The sequence below is a fragment of the Flavobacterium sp. 140616W15 genome (assembly GCF_003668995.1).
Classification (GTDB): domain Bacteria; phylum Bacteroidota; class Bacteroidia; order Flavobacteriales; family Flavobacteriaceae; genus Flavobacterium.
Window position 1 is genome coordinate 3,087,077 of record NZ_CP033068.1, and the last position, 20,787, is coordinate 3,107,863.

The 20,787-nt window shown below is 30.9% G+C and carries 23 protein-coding genes and 1 tRNA gene; 9 read left to right on the forward strand and 15 right to left on the reverse strand.

Annotated elements, in window-relative coordinates:
* Nucleotides 1-119: 119 nt before the first annotated feature.
* Together aroQ and EAG11_RS13315 are read left to right on the forward strand one after the other, a co-directional pair.
* Nucleotides 120-533, forward strand: coding sequence for a type II 3-dehydroquinate dehydratase (aroQ, locus tag EAG11_RS13310; protein WP_129539600.1), 414 nt, complete (start codon nucleotides 120-122; stop codon nucleotides 531-533).
* 85 nt (nucleotides 534-618) lie between these two features.
* Nucleotides 619-3,111: a DUF5686 and carboxypeptidase regulatory-like domain-containing protein gene (locus tag EAG11_RS13315; RefSeq protein ID WP_129539601.1), complete on the forward strand. Its 2,493-nt coding sequence runs from the start codon at nucleotides 619-621 to the stop codon at nucleotides 3,109-3,111.
* A gap of 319 nt (nucleotides 3,112-3,430) precedes the next feature.
* On the opposite strand, the gene EAG11_RS13320 is transcribed toward EAG11_RS13315, so the two are convergent.
* From EAG11_RS13320 to EAG11_RS13335, 4 genes are all read right to left on the reverse strand, one after another.
* Nucleotides 3,431-4,306 (reverse strand): cation diffusion facilitator family transporter, encoded by an 876-nt coding sequence (locus EAG11_RS13320; protein WP_129539602.1) that lies wholly within the window; start codon nucleotides 4,304-4,306, stop codon nucleotides 3,431-3,433.
* Between the two features lie 26 nt (nucleotides 4,307-4,332).
* Nucleotides 4,333-5,643: a UDP-N-acetylglucosamine 1-carboxyvinyltransferase gene (gene murA / locus EAG11_RS13325; protein WP_129539603.1), complete on the reverse strand. Its 1,311-nt coding sequence runs from the start codon at nucleotides 5,641-5,643 to the stop codon at nucleotides 4,333-4,335.
* 103 nt (nucleotides 5,644-5,746) lie between these two features.
* Nucleotides 5,747-6,469 (reverse strand): DUF4290 domain-containing protein, encoded by a 723-nt coding sequence (locus EAG11_RS13330; RefSeq protein ID WP_129539604.1) that lies wholly within the window; start codon nucleotides 6,467-6,469, stop codon nucleotides 5,747-5,749.
* A gap of 2 nt (nucleotides 6,470-6,471) precedes the next feature.
* Nucleotides 6,472-6,768: a DUF493 family protein gene (locus EAG11_RS13335; RefSeq protein WP_129539605.1), complete on the reverse strand. Its 297-nt coding sequence runs from the start codon at nucleotides 6,766-6,768 to the stop codon at nucleotides 6,472-6,474.
* 229 nt (nucleotides 6,769-6,997) lie between these two features.
* Here EAG11_RS13335 and EAG11_RS13340 point away from each other — a divergent pair, with 229 nt between their 5' ends.
* The 6 genes from EAG11_RS13340 (at nucleotide 6,998) to EAG11_RS13365 (ending at nucleotide 12,938) form a co-directional block, all read left to right on the forward strand.
* On the forward strand, nucleotides 6,998-7,888 hold the full coding sequence (locus EAG11_RS13340; protein WP_242499156.1) for an alpha/beta hydrolase: 891 nt from the start codon (nucleotides 6,998-7,000) through the stop codon (nucleotides 7,886-7,888).
* A gap of 471 nt (nucleotides 7,889-8,359) precedes the next feature.
* Nucleotides 8,360-8,893, forward strand: coding sequence for an AAA family ATPase (locus EAG11_RS13345; RefSeq protein WP_129539606.1), 534 nt, complete (start codon nucleotides 8,360-8,362; stop codon nucleotides 8,891-8,893).
* Between the two features lie 65 nt (nucleotides 8,894-8,958).
* The gene (locus EAG11_RS13350; protein WP_129539607.1) at nucleotides 8,959-10,851 is read left to right on the forward strand and encodes an ATP-dependent DNA helicase RecQ; all 1,893 of its coding nucleotides are present in this window, start codon (nucleotides 8,959-8,961) and stop codon (nucleotides 10,849-10,851) included.
* On the forward strand, nucleotides 10,851-11,798 hold the full coding sequence (fmt, locus tag EAG11_RS13355; RefSeq protein ID WP_129539608.1) for a methionyl-tRNA formyltransferase: 948 nt from the start codon (nucleotides 10,851-10,853) through the stop codon (nucleotides 11,796-11,798). The genes EAG11_RS13350 and fmt overlap by 1 nt, the downstream gene beginning before the upstream one ends.
* Nucleotides 11,799-11,978: 180 nt before the next feature.
* A complete protein-coding gene (locus EAG11_RS13360) occupies nucleotides 11,979-12,251 on the forward strand; it encodes an HU family DNA-binding protein (protein WP_129539609.1) in 273 nt (90 codons plus the stop codon).
* Nucleotides 12,252-12,377: 126 nt separating this feature from the next.
* Entirely contained in the window at nucleotides 12,378-12,938 is a 561-nt protein-coding gene (locus EAG11_RS13365) for a YqgE/AlgH family protein (RefSeq protein WP_129539610.1), read from the forward strand.
* A 3-nt stretch (nucleotides 12,939-12,941) separates the two neighbouring features.
* Here the strand turns inward: EAG11_RS13365 and EAG11_RS13370 are convergent, their stop codons facing one another.
* On the reverse strand, nucleotides 12,942-13,775 hold the full coding sequence (locus EAG11_RS13370) for an aminotransferase class IV (RefSeq protein WP_129539611.1): 834 nt from the start codon (nucleotides 13,773-13,775) through the stop codon (nucleotides 12,942-12,944).
* A 54-nt stretch (nucleotides 13,776-13,829) separates the two neighbouring features.
* Nucleotides 13,830-14,222, reverse strand: a complete 393-nt coding sequence (locus EAG11_RS13375) for an START-like domain-containing protein (protein WP_035620801.1) — start codon at nucleotides 14,220-14,222, stop codon at nucleotides 13,830-13,832.
* A 152-nt stretch (nucleotides 14,223-14,374) separates the two neighbouring features.
* Between EAG11_RS13375 and EAG11_RS13380 the strand changes: the two genes are divergently transcribed.
* Nucleotides 14,375-14,451 (forward strand) — tRNA-Met (locus tag EAG11_RS13380).
* A gap of 1,071 nt (nucleotides 14,452-15,522) precedes the next feature.
* Here the strand turns inward: EAG11_RS13380 and EAG11_RS13385 are convergent.
* The 9 genes from EAG11_RS13385 to EAG11_RS13425 all read right to left on the reverse strand — a co-directional run bounded on the left by EAG11_RS13385 (nucleotide 15,523) and on the right by EAG11_RS13425 (nucleotide 20,767).
* The gene (locus EAG11_RS13385; RefSeq protein ID WP_129539612.1) at nucleotides 15,523-16,659 is read right to left on the reverse strand and encodes a hypothetical protein; all 1,137 of its coding nucleotides are present in this window, start codon (nucleotides 16,657-16,659) and stop codon (nucleotides 15,523-15,525) included.
* 64 nt (nucleotides 16,660-16,723) lie between these two features.
* Complete coding sequence (locus tag EAG11_RS13390) at nucleotides 16,724-17,152, reverse strand: hypothetical protein (protein ID WP_129539613.1); 429 nt, start codon at nucleotides 17,150-17,152, stop codon at nucleotides 16,724-16,726.
* A gap of 55 nt (nucleotides 17,153-17,207) precedes the next feature.
* Complete coding sequence (locus EAG11_RS13395; RefSeq protein ID WP_129539614.1) at nucleotides 17,208-17,621, reverse strand: hypothetical protein; 414 nt, start codon at nucleotides 17,619-17,621, stop codon at nucleotides 17,208-17,210.
* Between the two features lie 70 nt (nucleotides 17,622-17,691).
* Entirely contained in the window at nucleotides 17,692-18,114 is a 423-nt protein-coding gene (locus tag EAG11_RS13400; RefSeq protein WP_129539615.1) for a hypothetical protein, read from the reverse strand.
* A gap of 34 nt (nucleotides 18,115-18,148) precedes the next feature.
* Nucleotides 18,149-18,562, reverse strand: coding sequence for a hypothetical protein (locus EAG11_RS13405; RefSeq protein ID WP_129539616.1), 414 nt, complete (start codon nucleotides 18,560-18,562; stop codon nucleotides 18,149-18,151).
* A gap of 66 nt (nucleotides 18,563-18,628) precedes the next feature.
* Nucleotides 18,629-19,060, reverse strand: a complete 432-nt coding sequence (locus tag EAG11_RS13410; RefSeq protein ID WP_129539617.1) for a hypothetical protein — start codon at nucleotides 19,058-19,060, stop codon at nucleotides 18,629-18,631.
* 64 nt (nucleotides 19,061-19,124) lie between these two features.
* Nucleotides 19,125-19,691: a DUF6705 family protein gene (locus EAG11_RS13415; RefSeq protein WP_129539618.1), complete on the reverse strand. Its 567-nt coding sequence runs from the start codon at nucleotides 19,689-19,691 to the stop codon at nucleotides 19,125-19,127.
* Between the two features lie 32 nt (nucleotides 19,692-19,723).
* A complete protein-coding gene (locus EAG11_RS13420; RefSeq protein WP_129539619.1) occupies nucleotides 19,724-20,140 on the reverse strand; it encodes a hypothetical protein in 417 nt (138 codons plus the stop codon).
* 66 nt (nucleotides 20,141-20,206) lie between these two features.
* The gene (locus EAG11_RS13425; protein WP_129539620.1) at nucleotides 20,207-20,767 is read right to left on the reverse strand and encodes a DUF6705 family protein; all 561 of its coding nucleotides are present in this window, start codon (nucleotides 20,765-20,767) and stop codon (nucleotides 20,207-20,209) included.
* Between the last annotated feature and the right edge of the window lie 20 nt (nucleotides 20,768-20,787).

The window sequence follows — 20,787 nt, forward strand, 5'->3', positions numbered from 1 at the left end:
TACTTTTATGAAAACCGTTCTATTTATTGGGACGGTTTTTTTATTTTTACACAGTTAGTAAAATGTTTTCTTTAAGATATAAAATGAAAACAATTCCATAATACACTAAATTATTCTAAATGAAAATCATCATTATAAACGGACCAAATTTAAATCTTTTAGGAAAAAGAGAACCTGAAGTTTACGGATCTCAAACTTTTGAAGATTACTTTGTGACGTTGCAAAATTCTTTTCCAAATATTGAACTAAGTTATTACCAAAGCAATATTGAAGGAGAGCTAATAGGAAAAATACAAGAGTTTGGTTTTAATTATGATGGTATTATTTTAAATGCCGGTGCATACACTCATACATCTATTGGTATTGGAGATGCTATTAAAGCTGTTACTACTCCTGTTATAGAAGTCCATATATCTAACACTTATGCGCGCGAAAGCTTCCGTCATCAATCATATATATCAGGAAATGCTAAAGGTGTTATTCTTGGTTTTGGTTTAAAAAGTTACGAGCTTGCAATACGTTCTTTTTTATAGTCATAGTATTACAAATGTTTTAACATACTTTTAATAGGTTCATTATTAAGTTCTTCTATTTTTGAAACAAGAAATGAACCTATTTATGAAAAACTTTACGTTACTTACTTTTTTACTATTTTCTATTTCAAATTTCGCGCAGATAAAAGGTACCGTTTCGGATGAGAATGGAAATCCACTTTCTTTTGTTTCTGTCTTTGAAGAGAACACATACAATAGCACTACTTCTAACGAGCAAGGTAAATACCAACTAAACGTAAAAGAAATAGGCAAGAATAAAATCATATTTCAATTTTTAGGGTATAAGGCCCAAAAGTTAACTATTCAAAATACATCTTCAGCTTCTTATACATTAGATGTAAAACTACAGGAAGAAAACGTCACTCTTAATGAAGTAATTATAAATCCTAAAAATAATCCTGCAAACGACATTATAAAAAGTACCATAGCTAACAAAAAAGAAAACGCTAAAAAAATACAACGCTATACAGCAGATTTCTATTCAAAAGGCTTATTCAAAATAAAGGATTTACCCAAAAAAATCATGGGAATAAAAGTAGATATTGGAGAAGAAATGGCCTCCAATCTTGATTCTACTGGAACGGGAGTTTTATACCTGTCTGAAACTATTTCTAAAATTACTTTTGAAAAACCTAACAACCTGAAAGAAAACATTATTGCTTCTAAAATTTCAGGAAACAACAAAGGTTTTAGCTATAATACGGCCAGTTTATCTACTTATGATTTTTATAATAACACTCTGAAATTTGGTGTAAATATGATTTCACCTATTGCAGATAATGCTTTTAATTATTATAAATACAAACTCGAAGGAACGTTCTTCGATGAAAATAATAAAGAAATTAATAAAATAAAAGTAATTCCTAAACGTGACAAAGAACCCGTTTTTGAAGGCTATATTTATATTATTGATGATAGTTTTGCTATTTACGCAATTGATCTTGATATCAAAGGGTACCGAATTAAAAATGAGGTTACTCAAATAATGAATCTCAAACAAAGTTTCAGCTACAACTCCAAAAATAAATTGTGGGCTAAAAATGCTCAAAGCCTGTCCTTTACCGCGGGAGCTTTTGGCGTTGTATTTACAGGTAAATTCAATTATGTATATACTAATTATGAGTTTCCCGAATCATTTGAAAAGAAAACTTTCACTAATGAAATCGTAAGTTTTGAAGCTAATGCAAATAAAAAAGACAATTCGTATTGGAATACAATTCGTCCAATTCCTTTAACAATCGAGGAAAGTACGGATTACATTAAAAAAGACAGTTTACAAACTATTCGAACTTCTAGAAAGTACACCGATTCTATTGATGCTAAAAATAACAAGTTCACTATTTCTGATATATTACTCGGTCACCAATACAAGAATACTTTTGAGAAATATTCATTTACATACAATGGTTTATTCGATTTGAGCGCGCTTAGTTTTAATACCGTACAAGGTTTTAATATTGGAACTGGCTTTTTATATAAAAAATGGAATGAAGAAAAAGGTAAAGAAACCACAATAAGTACAGCAATTAACTATGGTTTTTCGGATGAAAGATTGCGCATGACTGGAGAATTCAAGCACACTTTTAATCATCAAAATTATGCAACACTTAACGTTACCGGAGGAACTAAAGTAAAACAGTTCAATAGCAATGAACCTATTAGCAGTTTCATCAATTCGGTTAGTTCTTTATTCTTTAAGGACAATTACATGAAAGTTTACAATCTCGAATTTGCTCAAATAGCCTATTATCAAAACATTGCTAATGGAATTACTTTAAATGGTAAAATTGCCTACGAACAACGCAGTCCCCTTTTTAACTCAACTGATTATTCTTTCTTTAATAAAGGAGATTTATATTCTTCTAACAATCCGTTTTCACCAAATGATTTTGAAAACACTCCTTTTGAAAAACACCATTTGATAAAAACCAATCTGTCTACTAGAATTAATTTTGGCAATAAATACATATCAAGACCAGATGGGAAATATAATATTAGAAATGAAAAATATCCTACTATATACTTAGGCTACGAAAAAGGATTGGCCGCTAGTAACAAAAAATATGAATTTGATCACATAAACGTTGCGGTAAGATATGATTTGGGACTTGCTAACAAAGGGCTCTTAGGAATCAATATTAAAGCAGGCACCTTTTTTAATGCAGAAAATATTGCTTTTATGGATTACAAACACTTTAATGGAAATCAAACTCATATTAGTCAAGCCAGTCGCTATTTAAATGTTTTTAATTTGCTCCCTTATTATAGCAACAGTACAAACGATAGCTATTTTGAAGTTCATATGGAACATAATGACAATGGTTATATCATGAACAAAATTCCATTATTAAATAAGCTAAAATCAACTTTAAACATAGGTTTTCATTCTCTTGGAATTCCTAATAGAAAACCATACTCAGAATTTACAGTAGGATTGGACAATCTTGGTTTTGGAAAATTCAGAATGCTACGCGTAGATTATGTTCATTCTTATCAAAATGGTATAGAGCAAAATGGAGTTGTTTTTGGCTTAAAGTTTCTTAATATTTTAGAGTAGTTTGGTGGTAATTTCACACAGATTAAAACAGATCAGATAGATTTTAACAAGCCGAATTCCACATCATGTTTATTATATAAAATTGCTTAAATAAAGTTTTGAGGATGAATTTTTGAGGTGGAATTTTTGTCAAAGTAAAAAAAACTATGACAAAGATATCTCAGCGGCTCAGAATCATAGTTCCTTTGAATCAAAAAAAATCCGTTTACTCTATAAAAGAATAAACGGATTTCATTTTTTTTGTCTTCGTTATTTTCTTTGGCAAAATAAAAAACTTTAACAAAGAAACCTTAGTACCTCAGAACCTTTGAACCTCTTTCTAGTGATAATCATCTGGTTCAATATGAATCAGAACGTTCCCTAATTGAGGTATTTTTTCTTTTAGTGTATCTTGTAATTTATGTGATAATTCATGTCCTTCTTTTACCGAAATTTTAGCAGATACTATAGCATGGAGATCTACATGATATTTCATTCCTGCTTTACGAATAAAACATTTTTCGGTTCCTAGAATACCTACAACAGTCAAAGATTCTATTCGGATTTCTTCGACCAAATCATCATTAAGACTTTCGTCCATTATTTCTCCAAGCGCTGGTCTAAAAATTTTATAACTATTATATAAAATAAAAAATGCGGCAAAAAGTGCAGCCCAATCATCTGCTGCTTCATATCCTTTACCCATAAACAGAGCTATCGAAATCCCGATAAATGCAGCTACAGATGTAATTGCATCACTACGATGATGCCAAGCATCTGCGGCTAATGATGAACTATTGGTTTGCTTGCTTCGTTTCATTACTAATCGAAAAGAATATTCTTTCCATATAATAATTGCTCCTAAAACATACAATGTCCATGATTTTGGTAAATCGTGTGGGTTTCGGATGTTAGCAATACTTTCGTAACCAATAATCGTTGCCGATGTTATTAAAAAGCCAACTACTAAAAAGGTAATTAATGGTTCGGCACGTCCATGTCCATAGGGATGATTTTCATCAGCGGGTTTACTTGAATATTTGATTCCAAATAGAACCAAAAAAGACGAAAATATATCTGTTGTTGATTCTATTGCATCTGCAATTAAGGCATAAGAATTGCCAAAAAAACCTGCCAAGCCTTTTATAATGGCCAAGCAGGTATTTCCGATTATACTAAAGTATGTAGCTTTTATAGCTTTTTCTTCATTCGTCATTCTTCATTCGTCATTTGAGAATTTTATTACGCTCTCACGATTTTTGCTCCAATTGCTCTCAATCGTTCGTCGATACGCTCGTATCCACGGTCGATTTGTTCTATATTTTGAATTGTGCTTGTTCCTTTTGCTGATAAAGCAGCAATTAACAATGATATTCCAGCACGAATATCTGGTGATGACATTGTAGTCGCTTTTAATTGTGATTCGAAGTTATGTCCCATAACAACAGCTCTATGCGGATCGCACAACATAATTTTTGCTCCCATGTCGATTAGTTTATCAACGAAAAACAAACGGCTTTCGAACATTTTTTGGTGAATTAAAACGTCTCCTTTTGCTTGTGTTGCTACAACCAAAACAATACTTAATAAATCTGGTGTAAATCCAGGCCATGGTGCATCGGCAATGGTTAAGATTGATCCATCAATATCTGTTTTTACTTCATATCCATTTACGTGAGCAGGAATATAAATATCATCGCCACGTTTTTCTATTGTAATTCCTAATTTTCTAAATGTATTTGGAATCAATCCTAAATTATCCCAGCTTACATTTTTGATAGTGATTTCACTTTTAGTCATTGCTGCTAATCCAATCCAAGATCCGATTTCGATCATATCTGGAAGAATTCTGTGCTCACAACCACCTAAGCTTTCAACTCCTTCGATAGTCAATAAATTTGAACCTACTCCTGAAATTTTAGCTCCCATTGAGTTTAACATCTTACATAATTGCTGTAAGTAAGGCTCACAAGCCGCATTATAAACAGTAGTTTTCCCTTTTGCCAAAACCGCTGCCATAACGATATTAGCAGTTCCTGTTACAGATGCTTCATCAAGCAACATATCTGTACCAGTTAATCCTTCTGGAGCTTCTACACCATAAAAGTGATCTTCTCTGTTATATCTAAATTTAGCTCCTAAATTAATGAATCCTTCAAAGTGTGTATCTAATCTACGGCGACCTATTTTATCTCCCCCTGGTTTAGGAATATATCCTTTTCCAAAACGTGCTAAAAGAGGCCCTACAATCATAATTGAACCGCGAAGTGCTCCTCCTTCTTTCTTGAAAGCTTCTGTTTCAAGATAATTCACATTAACCTCATCAGCTTGAAATGTAATTGAACTTGGTTCGTTTTTTTGGATTTTCACTCCTAAATTTCCTAGAAGCGTAATCAATTTATTGATATCTATAATATCAGGAATATTATTAATCTTTACTTTTTCTGAGGTTAAAAGTACTGCACACAAAATTTGTAATGCTTCGTTTTTTGCTCCTTGTGGAGTGATTTCTCCTTTTAAAGGAATTCCACCTTCAATTTTAAAAATTCCCATATTACTTTTTTAAGGTTCTGAGTCACTGAGGCTCTAAGACACTAAGGCTTTTCTTTACAAATAAAAGGCTCAGCAACTTAGTCACTTAGATACTTAGCAACTTTTATTTTTGATTATTATTCTTTTGAAACGGTTTTTGCTTTCCTTGCCCTTTTGTATTCTTATTATTCTGAATTTTAGGTTGTCCAGCTGGTGTGATTTTATTTGATATACGTTTGTTTGTACGTAATAAATCTGTTGTATTTAAAAGTTCTTCTGAACTTTGTAGCAGGTTAATTTTCCCATCTGACAGTTCGTACAAATGTTCAAAAATAACATCGTCCTTTACTGTATCTTTATTCCAGCTTAGGTAAGATTTTTTCATATGATTGGCAATTACCAATACTAATGCATTCTTCATCTCACCATCTTCCCATTTGTTTGCAACATCAATCATGTACTTGATGTTGTTACCGTAATATCTGTATTTTGGATAGTTTTGCGGATATTTTAATACATCTGGTTTTAGTTGTAATACTTCTCGAGATGGTATTGGATATGGAGATTCTACATCTAATTTAAAATCAGACATAATAAAAAGCTGATCCCAAAGCTTATGCTGAAAATCGGGCACATCACGCAAATGCGGATTCAAGCTCCCCATTACCTGAATAATATATTTCGCTGCTTTATTACGCTGTTCAGGGTCTTCAATAGCAGTAGCCTGATCTATCAATTTTTGCAAATGACGACCGTATTCTGGAATGATTAAATGCTGTCTTTCAGAATTATATTCTAAATTAAAAACAACATCATTCGCATTTTCTTTTTTATATTTTTCGCTCATAATTATAGTGAAACTATACCTTCAATTATAGAAACTTCTTTGTATTTACTAATTACATCATCTGAGCTTTTCATAGTAACATCTATCGAAACACTGGTAAATTTACCTGTTTTAGATTTTGTAGTTTTGATTACTGCTCCCATACTATCAAAAGCTTTCTCTACGCGCTCGACATTATCCCCTACTGAAGGCATAATAAATTTATACAAATACTCTGCTGGCCAAGTGTTAGTATTATCTAACTCAACCTTTAATCTTTCGTAAAATTCGGCGATGGTTTTTTCTTTATCTTCGTCCATTATCTCATTAAAATAGACGCAAATATACGGTTTTGATTTGAGAATTTATATTTAGCTTTTGGGATTTTTTCTCAATGAGATACATTCGTTAAAATTAGCTTTATTTTCACCTTCTATCAGACTAATTGCTATTGGTTAAAATTGTTAAAATAACAGAATTTGGCCTATCCTATTTTATTATTTTATCTTTGATTGATTCAAAATTCCAAATAATAAAAAAATCACTACAATGAGAATGCCTTATTTCTACTTACTATTTATTTTTTCTTTTATTTCAAATTCTATTACAGCACAAGAAGTCAAGACCTTAACCTATTTCCAGAATGACTCAATTAAACTAGATCTTGATTTATATTTACCTAAAAAATCTAACAAAAAAACACCTCTTGTAATTTTTGCTCATGGTGGCGGTTTTTCAGGTGGAGATCGTTTTGGCGAAAGAAATTTTGCCACTAGTCTTGCTAAAAAAGGAATTGCCGTAGCGAGTATCTCATACACGCTTTACATGAAGGACAAAGATTTTGGATGCACCTCACCTTTGTCTGAAAAAATTAAAACCATACAAATTGCTGTTAGTGATACATGGCAAGCAACTTCTTATTTAATTAGAAACAAAAACACTTACAATATTGATGATTCGAAAATATTTATTGCAGGAATTAGTGCCGGTGGTGAAATTGCGTTTCATGCTTCTTTTTGGGACTACAAATCAATGAATTTGTATTCTAATAATTTACCAGAAAAATTTAAATACAAAGGCCTTATCGGAGGTTCTGGAGCGATTATAAATGTAGATTTAATTACTTCTGAAAATGCTATTCCGATGTTACTTTCGCATGGAAGCGAAGACTCAACTGTTCCTTATGCTACGGGATCACATCGCTCCTGCCCTACAGACTCGAAGGGCTTCATGATACTTTCTGGTTCTTATTCGGTTTACAATCGTATGATTTCATTAAAAAAAGATATCGAACTAATTACTTCTTCTGGAGCCGAACATGAATTTTGTGGCTATTTATTTAGAGAAGAACCTGATTATGTTCTGGACTTTATAGATAATGTTATTGCAAAAAGAAAATTCGAATCGCATATTATTATTCCTGCCGAGAAAAAGATTTAAGAACATTTAGCTAAAATCAATAACCACACAAAACAAATAATCCATTGGTTAAAACCAACGGCAATTTAAAAAACAATCTAATAATCTAGGGCTTTGTTTTCAGCGTGACTTATTAAATCTTGTAGTTTTTTTTTCACACCTAACTTACTAAAGATAACCAAACAAACACATAACTCATCACTGATTAGGCAGATTCGCTATCGCGAAGAACTGGATTCAGACGGGTTATGTGCTAAACTTTAAACATTTCATCTGACAGTCCAAAAATCTAATAAATCCAAAAAAAACCAAATATAACCTCCATAGCCCTGATGGAAGTGAAAATCCTTTTTCTTTTTTCTTTAAAAAGGAAAAGATTGAAGCAAACAGCAGGAACTTTACCTACTAAAAATAAATAAATCGCTCGCTTCAAAAAAAAAATCTTGTATTATACCAATAAGTTTAGGTAAATTTGCACTTTATTTTTAGAAAGTGCAGAAAGAAATTATTGTTATTATTGGTGGCCCAGGTACGGGAAAGTCTACAATTATTGATGGTTTAGTAGCCGATGGATATTGCTGTTATCCCGAAATTTCTAGACAAGTAACCCTTGAGGCTCAAAAAGAAGGAATCGAACAACTGTTTCTTGAAAAACCCTTGTTATTTAGTGAAAAGCTACTGGAGGGAAGGATAAAACAATTCGAAAATGCTAAAGCAGAACCAGCGGAAGTAGTTTTTATTGATAGAGGAATTCCTGATGTTGTGGCTTATATGGACTACATAGGCGATAATTACCCTGAACATTTTAAAGAAGCATGCGAAGTTTGCAAATATTCTAAAATTTTTCTACTTCCGCCTTGGGAAGAAATCTACAAGAGTGACGGTGAACGTTACGAAAACTTCGAACAAGCAAAAACGATCTACAATCATCTAGTGGAAACGTACAAAAAATATGGCTACGAACTAATTGAAGTTCCTAAAGACACAGTAACTAACCGAATTCTTTATATCTTAGATAAAATTTAGTCGGAGTTTTTAAGGTTGGTAAAACTAGAAGCTGCTTTCTAAATTGTTAACTTTAATTCTGACAAATGCACGAAGCATTAGCAATTCTTCAAAAATACTGGAAACATGATCGTTTCCGTCCTTTACAAAACGAAATCATCGATTCCGTTTTAGAAGGGCAAGATACTTTTGCCTTATTACCAACGGGTGGAGGAAAATCAATTTGTTTTCAGGTTCCATCAATGATGAAAGAAGGAATCTGCCTTGTGATTTCGCCTTTGATTGCCTTAATGAAAGATCAGGTTGCTAATTTGCAAAAACGCGACATTAAAGCAATTGCTCTTACCGGTGGAATTAATACGGAAGAAATTATTAATCTTCTGGACAATTGCCAGTTTGGGAATTATAAATTCCTTTACTTATCTCCTGAACGACTTCAATCGGACTGGATTCTTGATCGTGTAAAGAACTTACCTATAAATTTTATTGCCATAGATGAGGCACATTGTGTTTCGCAATGGGGGCACGACTTCCGACCTGCTTATCTTAAAATTTCTGAACTTAAAAAATTTTTCCCTAAGATTCCTTTTCTAGCTTTGACCGCTACAGCAACTCCAAGAGTTATAGAAGATATCAAAACTGAATTGGGATTAAAAGATACAAAACTTTTCCAGCAATCATTTGCCAGAGAAAACATAGCCTACATGGTTTTTGAAGTTGAAGACAAGCTATATAGAACAGAACAGATTTTAAAAAAAAATCCACAACCTTCTATTATATATGTACGCAATCGAAAATCTTGTCTAACTATTTCGGCTCAATTAGAATCTTTAGGATTTAAGGCTACTTACTATCACGGTGGTCTTACTACTAAAGAAAAAGATAAAAACATGCAATTGTGGATGACTGAAAAGGCGCAAGTTATTGTTGCCACTAATGCATTTGGAATGGGAATTGACAAACCCAATGTTAAAACTGTAATTCACACTCAATTACCCGAAAATATAGAAAACTATTATCAGGAATCTGGGCGTGCTGGGCGTAATGGAGAAAAATCTTTCTCAGTTTTACTTACCAGTGCTTCTGATACTGCTAATGCCGAAAGTCAGTTTATTCAAAATTTGGCCGACAAAAAGTTTTTAACTGCGATGTATATTAAACTTTGTAATTATTTCCGAATTGCCTACGGTGAAGGAATCGATGAAGAGTTTTCTTTTAATCTGAATCGTTTTTGTCATAAATACGATTTTCCCACTTTAAAAACTTACAATGCATTACAGTTTTTAGACAGACAAGGCATCATTACTTTATCACAAGGTTTTTCTGAAAAAATAACCATGCAATTTCTAATAGAGTCTAAAGAAGTTATTCGATATATAAGTATGAATCCAAATGACGAGGAAATTATTCTCGCCATTTTACGAACTTATCCTGGCATCTATGAAATGAAGACTCCATTTAACCTTCAACTTATTGCCAAAAAATCCAGCAGTTCAGAAGCTGAAGTACATACCGTTTTGCAAAAACTAAAAGAAAAAGAAATTATAGAATATAATAGCAAGAACAACGATGCGACTATATTATTTAATGAAATTCGCGAGGATGCACTCACAATTAATAGAATTGCAAAATATCTTGAAAAACAAAACAATCTGAAAAAAGACCAACTAAAATCGGTTTTGGATTACGTTAATGAACATAAAACATGTAAAAGCAAACTGATTCTAGAGTATTTTGGAGAAAAAACAACTACTGATTGTGGTATTTGCTCCTATTGCATTACCAAGAAAGCCAAAAAATCAAAAAACTCTATTGCACAAGACATTCTAGATTTATTAAAAAACGAAGAGTTAAGCTCCAGAGACATACAGACTCGAACTAATAGTACCGCTGATGACGTTGTTCATACATTACAAGAATTATTAGAAGAGAATCACATTATAATAAAACCGAATAATAAATACACTTTAAAATCATAATGGAAAAATTAAGAATCATATTTATGGGGACTCCCGAATTTGCTGTTGGAATTCTGGACACTATAATAAAGAACAATTATAATGTTGTTGGTGTTATTACTGCAGCAGACAAACCAGCTGGTCGTGGTCAAAAAATAAAATATTCGGCTGTAAAAGAATATGCATTAGCTAATAATCTTAATTTATTACAACCTACTAATTTAAAAGACGAAGTCTTTTTATCTGAATTAAAAGCCCTGAATGCTAATTTACAAATTGTAGTAGCTTTTAGAATGCTTCCAAAAGTTGTATGGGAGATGCCTTCACTAGGAACTTTTAATCTTCATGCTTCCCTACTTCCTAATTACCGTGGTGCAGCCCCTATTAACTGGGCTATAATAAATGGAGAAACAAAAACTGGTGTTACTACCTTTTTTATAGATGATAAAATCGATACTGGAGCTATGATACTTAGTTCTGAAATAGAAATTGAACCTTCCGAAAACGCAGGACAACTTCATGACCGATTAATGCATTTAGGAAGCAAAACTGTTATTGAAACATTACAAGCAATTGAAGCTGGAAATGTAACTACAATAATTCAGGAAGAATCTGCAGAAATTAAAACTGCCTACAAGCTAAACAAGGAAAATTGCAAGATTGACTGGACAAAACCAGCATCAACAATCAATAATTTAATAAGAGGATTAAGTCCTTATCCAGCTTCTTGGTGTTTCTTAAAAGACCAAAGTGAAGAATTAAGCATAAAAATATATGAAGCAAAGCCTATTTTCGAAACGCATGATCTTCCAATTGGTAGCCTAATTAGCACCAAAAAGGAGATTAAAATTGCAGTTGCTGATGGTTATATTCAATTATTGAGTTTGCAATTACCAGGGAAAAAACGAATGACCGTTGCAGAATTGCTAAATGGGATCACTTTTTCTGACAAGGCAAAAGTGTACTAACATCAACAAAATAAGGCTACTTACTAAATTTAGTGATGTTTTTAGGTGGTTTTATGAACAAAAAAAGCAAGTTATTAACAATTCAAACTAAAATTAAACAAAACGCTTGCAAGGAACGTATTTCCTACTAAATTTGTGTATTGACAATTTTTTTTAACCAACAATTAATAACTAATTATTATGAACAAATCAGAATTAATCGATGCTATTGCTGCTGATGCAGGAATTACAAAAGCTGCAGCAAAATTAGCTTTAGAATCATTTTTAGGAAACGTAGGTGCAACTTTGAAAAAAGGTGGGAGAGTATCATTGGTAGGTTTTGGATCATGGTCAGTATCAGCTAGAGCTGCTAGAGACGGAAGAAACCCTCAGACTGGAAAAACTATTCAAATTGCAGCTAAGAATGTTGTAAAATTTAAAGCAGGAGCTGAATTAGAAAGTGCAGTTAACTAATAACAAGTTACATACGCTTTTAATATAATTAAAACCTTCCATATGGAGGGTTTTTTTTTGCTCTTTGACGATTTTATTTACGATTTTAAAAAATTTATTCTTAAATTTAATAAAAATTGTAACGATATGATTTCAGAAAAATTAAAAAAAGGACACCTACTTATTGCTGAGCCTTCTATAATTGGAGACTTATCATTTAATAGATCAGTGATCTTATTAGCAGATCACAACGAAGAAGGCTCGATAGGTTTCATCATAAATAAGCCACTAAAATACACCATTAATGACTTAATTCCAGAAATCCAGGCCACATTCAGAATCTATAATGGTGGTCCAGTAGAGCAGGATAATCTTTATTTCATCCATAATATACCCGATTTAATCCCAAATAGTATTGAGATTTCAAACGGAATATATTGGGGAGGAGATTTTGAATCCACAAAAGACCTAATTAACAGCGGTGCAATCAACAAGAACAACATACGTTTCTTTTTGGGTTACACTGGCTGGGATGAACATCAATTAGAAACAGAAATGCAGAATAATTCCTGGATTATAGCTGATAATAATTATAAAAATAAAATTATCGGAAAATCACCAACACATTTTTGGAAACAACAAATTATCGAACTAGGAGGAGATTATCTCATTTGGTCTAATGCACCAGAGAATCCGTACCTCAACTAATATTTAAGCAATACTTTCATTAAGTTTTTGCGTTAACACCCCTGATAATTTAGTTGTAAACTCTTTTTTACGGTATTTAGTTATTGGCTGAATTCCTTTTATCACATTAGTAAGAAACAATTCGTCGGCTTTTTGTAAATCAAACGGCGATATTGGTTCTTCTACAACTTCTATGTCACTTAGTTTTTTGGCTAATGCTAGTATTTGCTTACGCATTACTCCATTCAAACATCCTTCAGATACTGGTGGCGTAATTAACTTATTACCTAACAGCATAAACAAATTCCCTTGTAATGCTTCAACAACATTCTTACTATCGTTTAGTAAAATACAATTATCCAGTCCGTTTTCGTTTGCAAAAATACTTCCTGTAACATTTATAATTTTGTTAGTTGTCTTAATTGATGACAATAATTGCTTGGTAACATAAAAATCTTTGTACAAATCAACTTCATATTGATTCTCGCTTACTTGATATTCTTTATTATCTAAGGCAATTGCATGAATTAAGAACGAAACTGTATTATTTTGTGGCAGATAATATCCACCATCATTGCGATATACTGTAATTCTAGCTCTAGCCGAATCAGAAATTGAATTATAATTAAGCAACGAAAGTATTTGTTCTTCTAGATATTCCATTGTAAAGTTCATTGGAATCTCCATTCGAACTACTCGCATTGAAGACATTAGTCTAAAATAATGATCTTCAATAAAAAGAACTTTATTGTTTACTACTTTAAAGGTTTCAAAAACACCATCTCCATATAAAAAAGCGCGATTTTGAATTAGTAAATTGTCGTTCTGTGCTACTATATTTCCGTTAAAATTAATCATAAAAAAACCCTGAATTTTGTTCAGGGCAAATATAAGTTATAAAATAGACTTTTACTAAACTGATCCAATAAGATGTTTAAGATCGGAAATTTGATTTTCCCATAATTGTTTTGCTTCTCCAAGCTCATCTTTTTCGGCAAAATCGACTACCATAAGCGAAACATCTTTAGTTATTTCGTCTACGAGAATATGCAATTCAAAGAAATACTCTGTGTCTTTGCTGCTTTCGTCAACCCATTTGAACTTAACTTTTTCGCCCGTTTTCTTGGATGCTAAACGTGCTTTTTCCTGAGAATCATTCCAGATGAAAGTAAAAAACTCTCCACGCGAGTTTACATTATCTGCAAACCATTCAGATAGTCCTGATGGTGTAGATATATATTGATATAACAACTGCGGAGATGAATTTATAGGAAACTCAATTTCGTAACGTACTTTTAGATCCATGTGCCAGATTTAATTTTTCGGAAATATAAGAATATATCTCCGTAAAAAACAATTTTTTAAAAATATTTTTTTTTCTTCACTTTACGCTTGTCAAATCTAAATTAATTCATATATTTGCACCCGCAATGAGAGACATACTCTTACTGCCAAATGGCGAGATAGCTCAGTTGGTTAGAGCGCAGGATTCATAACCCTGAGGTCCCGAGTTCAAATCTCGGTCTCGCTACCAAAACAAACCCTTAAACAACAATTGTTTAAGGGTTTTTTATTGGGATTAAATTACGAAAATCTTTTACAGAAACTTTAAAATTGAACTATTGAAGTGTGAACGCTACAGAAATTCGAGCATAAAATGATTCTGTTATTCAATTATCTAAGTCGGAATTTGACGTGCTGTATAGGAAATAGAAGAACAATCTTTAAAACGAGTTGCATATCTAAACTTTAAAAATAGAATCCTGAAATTCGACCTTTGATTTAACTCAAATGAATTTGAAAAAAGAAATATTACTTCAGTAACAGAAAAAAACAGTTATCGCTTATTTGATATGAAGTACTTGAGAGAATAAATCATAGAAATAATACAAGAATAGATATCTAAGGAATATTCCAAGTTTTTGAAGAAAATTAAATAATTGCAACCTACTTCATCACTAATGTCAATATTTTAAAAGCAAAGCCAGAGCATAATAAAAGTTATTCCACAAAAGAAGAAGATGCAATCTTCGATTACATGCAGAATAACGCCCCTTAAATGCTCTTATTTGTAAATTTTACACCCTGTAATCCCCTAAGATCAGTTGAGTATTGTAGGCTAACAATAAGCGATATTGATTTAGTTGACAAAAAAATTGACTTAAAACCAAAACAACAAATCAAAAATTCAAGATATTACCTCAAATATTAATTGATGATTTATCCGATTTAAACAAATATGACAAAAATGCTTTTCTTTTTGGACGAAATAATGTTGGGAATTACAGAATCTGAGCATCATATTTTGCGTTTATAGAATAATAAATACGTATTAGTTTACATCATCATTTGAGCAAGCGCTTAAAAAGAGATAAATACCAAGACAAGTAATAATTTTTCATTTTGCAGATTTAGGTTAAAAAGCTTTACATAGTCCACCACGTTTTCAACAGGTAGCACTTGTGCTTTACATGATATTATTGAGAAGGCAATTAAATATATAAATCAATTTATTTTACTGCAAATAATTACACGCAACGGGTTAAACTAATATTACTTACGAAAGAATACGTATATAAACGAATTTTAAAGCATTATCAATCGTTTAATAATACTCAATTTCTCTAGTCCATTTGTACAGATCGACTCCATTTACATTTTTAATAATTTCAATCCAGTTATTTTGACCGTCTAATTTGTAGGTGAAGACAATATGAGATTTATCCATTTTTCTTTTATGGTTATCCGATCTCACAGCATAATCCAGAGTTGCTATTTTATTGTTTTTGTAGAAGTATTTTTCAATTATTGATGCTTGAGAGATTTCTTTATTACAACAATATCTTTCAATCAATCTATCAAAATTATCCCTTTTAAGGTGTAAATAAGTGATAAAACTGGCTCCTCGAGAATATTCTGTAATTCCAATAATACTATCATTTTGATATTTATATATCCGTTCATTTGTTAAGACTGGATTTTGATATTTTTCATCCTCATACAAACCGAATGTTTGGCGTTTAATGAGTCTATTTTTATCATCATATTCGTTGATTAAATCTTTATATGTTCTTCCAACTGAATCTTGCACCCCATAAGAAAAAGATTTATCATTTTCTTTTTTCCAATTATTGGGATTTTTGTACAATCTATATTTTAACTTATCATTTTCCGTATAGTGATACCTATATTCATCAATTACACCATTCTCATCATATTTTTTTAAAAGCATAATTTTCCCGTCTTTATTTTTTTTATAGGTATGAGAAAACGAGTTATAACTTAAATTCTCTCTAATGATATTTTCATCCCCATTATCTGTATAATAATAATTCTCTGTTGCTGTTGAATATTTAGAGGAATCAATTGCACTTATCAATCTCTCTTTTTTATCATAAACATATCGATAAGAATTTATAAAATCATTTTTTTTATCAAACCATATCTCATTTACTACTCTTCTTTTTTTGTCAAAATCTCGTTTGTAATTTAAATAATAGCACAATGGTGAAGAAAACCAAAGGTTACGAAAATTATAAATAGTTGATTGAGGTCCCATAAAACCGTAATGCCCGTAATCGTCATAATACATTAATTGCGGATTTTCTTTTTTAGTTAAAAAAATTACTTTTTCACTTAACCTTTTCACATTCCCATATAAACTATCCTTCAAAATTTGTGATTTTGCATTGTTAGAAATAAGCAGTAGCAACAAAATTGAGTATATTATCTTTCTTTTCATTCTATGATCTTTTTAATAGAAATCCCCAAATCTTTATGACTCGGGGATTGAATGTTTAATTTTTTTAATCTTGTGCTGATTGAATTATTTTAATTCGAATTACTGTAAGATTGCCGTATTTTACTAAATCTTCTTTTGTCCATTCGTATTCTTTTCCTATAGGTCTTTTATCAAAATCCCAGTCAATAGGACCTTCTTTTACATAAACATATAACGAGACACGATCTTCTTTACTTCCTTGTTTTTTTTCTCTTTGCTCGAATGTTGTAAATCTAAAAGAAAAATAGGAATGACCTTCATCATTGCTTCCATAACCTATTTTTATCTCAGGTTTTATTTCCTTAAGTAGATTCTTTAACGGCTTATTAATAAATTGTTGTTCATTTGTTTTTAGTTTAGAAACATCTTTTGTAGTTTGTACCATTTGTTGTGCTTTGCAATTAGTATTTATCAGCAAGAATAGAATTGCAAATGTTTTTATTGTGTTTTTCATTTATAAACAAAGAATTTTGAAATTATATAAATTTTAGCATTAAAAGGTTTTCTATTTAATTCTTACCAATAACTTTGATTCGAATTACTGTAAGATTTCCATACTTTGCTACATCTGCTTTTGTCCATTCATATTCTTTTCCTTTAGGTCTTTTATCAAAATCCCAGTCTAAAGGCTCTTTTACATATACATATAACCCTAATATTTTATCATCTATTGATTTACGACTCAATTCTTCACGAGTTATGAATCTAAAAGAAAAATAAGATGGGGAATCAACAGTACCTAAGACAAATTTTATTTCAGGTTTTATCTGTGCTAGCAAATTTTTAAGGGGTTTGTTTAGAAACAGCTGTTCATTTGTTTTTAATTTATAAGCATCATTAGGCGCTTGTACCAACTGCTGTGCTTTGCAATTAGGATTTATTAATAAAAATAGAATTGCAAATGTTTTTATCATATTTTTCATTTATAAACAAAGGTTTTTAAAACAATTAAAATCCCTGAATCTTTACGACGACCTGGGGAATCTTATATATTTAATCTTCTATTCTTTCAATGACTTTGATTCTAACAACAGTGTAGTTACCATATTTTTCCAAATCTTCTTTTGTCCATATAAACTCTTTTTCTTTTGGTCTTGTACCATTATTCCATTCTTTAATATCTTCCTTTACATATACATATAAACCAATAAGCTTCCTTCCTTTTACTTTTTGTTTTAGTTCTTCTGAGCTTATAAATCTAAAAGAAAAATAGGAAGGCATTTCCAGTGTACCAAAAGCCATTTTTATTTCAGGCTTTATTTGTACTAACAAATTTTTCAATGGCTTATTTATAAACTGTTGTTCATTTATTTTTAATTTAATTGCATCGTTAGGTGTTTGTACCATTTGCTGTGCTTTGCAACTATAGGTTATAAGTAAATATAAAATTGCAAATGTTTTTATTAAGTTTTTCATTTTTAAACAAAGGTTTTTTTTATCTTCTATTCGTTCAATGCTCAATAACTTTGATTGCAACTACAGTAAGGTTACCATATTTCTCTACGTCTTCTTTTGTCCACATTAACTCTTTACCTTTAGGTCTTTCTTCATATTTCCAATCAATTGGAGTTTTTACGTAGACAAAAAGAGATACAGCATCTTCTTTACTTCCCTCATTTTTTTTTCGTTGTTCCAATGTTCTAAATTTAAAACTAAAATAGTAGGGATTATCATTAGTAGCATCTGCTGTTTTAATTTCTGGTTTTATTTCCTTAAGAAGATTTTTTAAAGGTTTATTAATAAATTGTTGCTCATCTGTTTTTAGTTTAGAAACATCTTTTGTATTTTGAACCATTTGTTGCGCTTTGCAGCTATAACTTAGAAGCAAGAATAGAATTGCAAAGGTCTTTATTATATTTTTCATTTATAAACAAAGTTTTTAAAACCATTAAAGTCCCCAAATTTTTACGATCTTGGGAATCTTATATATCTAGTCTTCTATTCTTTCAATAACTTTGATTCTAACTACAGTAAAGTTGCCATATTTTTCAAGGTCTTCTTTTCTCCATTGAAACTCTATTTCTTTTGATCTTTTACCAAGATTCCATTCATCCACAGGCTCTTTCACATATACAAATAAATTTATATGTTTTCTTCCTTTTACGTGTTGTTTTAGTTCTTGTGGGCTTAAAAACATAAAAGAAAAATATGATGGGGTACCTAGAGGATTCAACGTTCCAAAAGCCGTTTTTATCTCAGGTTTTATTTCCTTAAGTAGATTCTTTAACGGCTTATTAATAAATTGTTGTTCATTTATTTTTAATTTAATTACATCGTTAGGTGTTTGTACCATTTGCTGTGCTTTGCAATTAGTATTTATCAGCAAGAATAGAATTGTAAATGTTTTTATTGTATTTTTCATTTGTAAATAAAGTTTTTTAAAACAATTAAAATCCCCAAATCTTTAGAACGAGAATTTATTTAATTTAATATTGCTTCGTTAAAACAGTCTCAGTTAGAGGCATAATTTGCTTAAATCCGCTACAATCGTTTTCATAAATTATTTCCCTTGAAGGTGAGAAAAACAAATTCATTTTTGTATTACTATTATCTTTTAAGAAATCAATCAAGAGAGTGCCTTTTTGTCCACATTTTGCATTTTTGCCAATATAAGTTAAAAAATAAGTGTCCTCTTCAAGATAGTATCCTCTGATTACATAGGGGCTAGAATCTGGTAACGTTCTCGTGTCTTCAATTACTGTCCCATTGCTATTTGTTATGAGATAACGCATTACAAGCTTTTCCTCTGTAAGTCGACCTAAATCCACCGTAATTTTTAAAACTTTAAATTCGTAATTTTTACCATCGTAAGTTCCTTTCCAAGTACCTATAAATTTATCTAAAAGATGATTTACGTCTTTAATAGAAGTAATATTTTTAGGGATGCCGTCTTTTGAATTCACATAGTTCACCACGTTTTCAACAGGTAGTACTTGTGCTTTACATGATATTATTGAGAGAATAATTAATCCTAAAGTTAATATATTTTTCATTTTATAGAATTATAATGAACTCAATTGCTTGACTAATCTTTACCAATTACCCTAATTCTGATTACTGTAAGATTACCGTATTTAGCCACATCTGCTTTTGTCCATTGGTATGCTGTCCCTTTTGGTCTTTCATCAAATTTCCAGTCTAAAGGCTCTTTTACGTATACACATAATATTAAAGGTTTTTTTCCTATTGATATTCCCTTACTAAATTCTTCATTATCTACGAACCTATATACAAAATAGGATGGAGTATCTATATTACCAGATACATTTTTAATTTCAGGTTTTATTTCTTTCAACAGATTTTTTAAAGGCTTGTTAAGGAACTGTTGCTCATTTTCCTTCAATTTATGTGCCTCGTTAGGTGCCTGTACCATTTGTTGTGCTTTACAGCCATAACTTAAAAGCAAGAATAGAATTGCAAATGTTTTTATTGTGTTTTTCATTCTTAAACAAAACCCTTTAAAATCCCCAAATCTTTATGACTCGGGGATTGAATGTTTAATTTGTTTCTACTTAGTTAAAATGATTTCTTTTAAAGGCATAATTTGCTTAAATCCGCTACAATCGTTTTCATAAATTATTTCCCTTGAAGATGAGAAAAACAAATTCATTTTTGTATTACTATTATCTTTTAAGAAATCAATCATGAGAGTACCTTTTTGTCCACACTTTGCATTTTTACCAATATAAGTTAAAAAATAAGTATTCTTTTCAATATAGTTTCCTTTGATTACATAGGGACTAGAATCTGGTAACGCCCTAGTATCTTCAATTACAATCCCATTACTATTTGTTATAAGATAACGCATTACAAGCTTATCTTCTGTAACTCTCCTAGGTTTGGTTGTAATTTTTGAAACTCTAAATTCATAGTTTTTACCATCATAAATTCCTTTCCAAGTGCCAACAAATTTGTCCAATACATTATTGATATCTTTAAAATAAGTAACACTTTCAGGAATACCATCCCTAGAAGATATATAATCAATTTTCTTTTCTATGGGTAAAATTTGTGCTTGACAGGAAAATGTAATTCCTATGAAGAATGTTAAAATTAGCATTTTTTTCATATGATAAGTTTTTATAATTA

Coding starts and splice junctions, on each gene's coding strand:
- aroQ (WP_129539600.1), top strand. CDS start 120: ATGAAAATCATCATTATAAACGGACCAAATTTAAATCTTTTAGGAAAA.
- EAG11_RS13315 (WP_129539601.1), top strand. CDS start 619: ATGAAAAACTTTACGTTACTTACTTTTTTACTATTTTCTATTTCAAAT.
- EAG11_RS13320 (WP_129539602.1), bottom strand. CDS start 4,306: ATGACGAATGAAGAAAAAGCTATAAAAGCTACATACTTTAGTATAATC.
- murA (WP_129539603.1), bottom strand. CDS start 5,643: ATGGGAATTTTTAAAATTGAAGGTGGAATTCCTTTAAAAGGAGAAATC.
- EAG11_RS13330 (WP_129539604.1), bottom strand. CDS start 6,469: ATGAGCGAAAAATATAAAAAAGAAAATGCGAATGATGTTGTTTTTAAT.
- EAG11_RS13335 (WP_129539605.1), bottom strand. CDS start 6,768: ATGGACGAAGATAAAGAAAAAACCATCGCCGAATTTTACGAAAGATTA.
- EAG11_RS13340 (WP_242499156.1), top strand. CDS start 6,998: ATGAGAATGCCTTATTTCTACTTACTATTTATTTTTTCTTTTATTTCA.
- EAG11_RS13350 (WP_129539607.1), top strand. CDS start 8,959: ATGCACGAAGCATTAGCAATTCTTCAAAAATACTGGAAACATGATCGT.
- fmt (WP_129539608.1), top strand. CDS start 10,851: ATGGAAAAATTAAGAATCATATTTATGGGGACTCCCGAATTTGCTGTT.
- EAG11_RS13360 (WP_129539609.1), top strand. CDS start 11,979: ATGAACAAATCAGAATTAATCGATGCTATTGCTGCTGATGCAGGAATT.
- EAG11_RS13365 (WP_129539610.1), top strand. CDS start 12,378: ATGATTTCAGAAAAATTAAAAAAAGGACACCTACTTATTGCTGAGCCT.
- EAG11_RS13370 (WP_129539611.1), bottom strand. CDS start 13,775: ATGATTAATTTTAACGGAAATATAGTAGCACAGAACGACAATTTACTA.
- EAG11_RS13375 (WP_035620801.1), bottom strand. CDS start 14,222: ATGGATCTAAAAGTACGTTACGAAATTGAGTTTCCTATAAATTCATCT.
- EAG11_RS13385 (WP_129539612.1), bottom strand. CDS start 16,659: ATGAAAAGAAAGATAATATACTCAATTTTGTTGCTACTGCTTATTTCT.
- EAG11_RS13390 (WP_129539613.1), bottom strand. CDS start 17,152: ATGAAAAACACAATAAAAACATTTGCAATTCTATTCTTGCTGATAAAT.
- EAG11_RS13395 (WP_129539614.1), bottom strand. CDS start 17,621: ATGAAAAATATGATAAAAACATTTGCAATTCTATTTTTATTAATAAAT.
- EAG11_RS13400 (WP_129539615.1), bottom strand. CDS start 18,114: ATGAAAAACTTAATAAAAACATTTGCAATTTTATATTTACTTATAACC.
- EAG11_RS13405 (WP_129539616.1), bottom strand. CDS start 18,562: ATGAAAAATATAATAAAGACCTTTGCAATTCTATTCTTGCTTCTAAGT.
- EAG11_RS13410 (WP_129539617.1), bottom strand. CDS start 19,060: ATGAAAAATACAATAAAAACATTTACAATTCTATTCTTGCTGATAAAT.
- EAG11_RS13415 (WP_129539618.1), bottom strand. CDS start 19,691: ATGAAAAATATATTAACTTTAGGATTAATTATTCTCTCAATAATATCA.
- EAG11_RS13420 (WP_129539619.1), bottom strand. CDS start 20,140: ATGAAAAACACAATAAAAACATTTGCAATTCTATTCTTGCTTTTAAGT.
- EAG11_RS13425 (WP_129539620.1), bottom strand. CDS start 20,767: ATGAAAAAAATGCTAATTTTAACATTCTTCATAGGAATTACATTTTCC.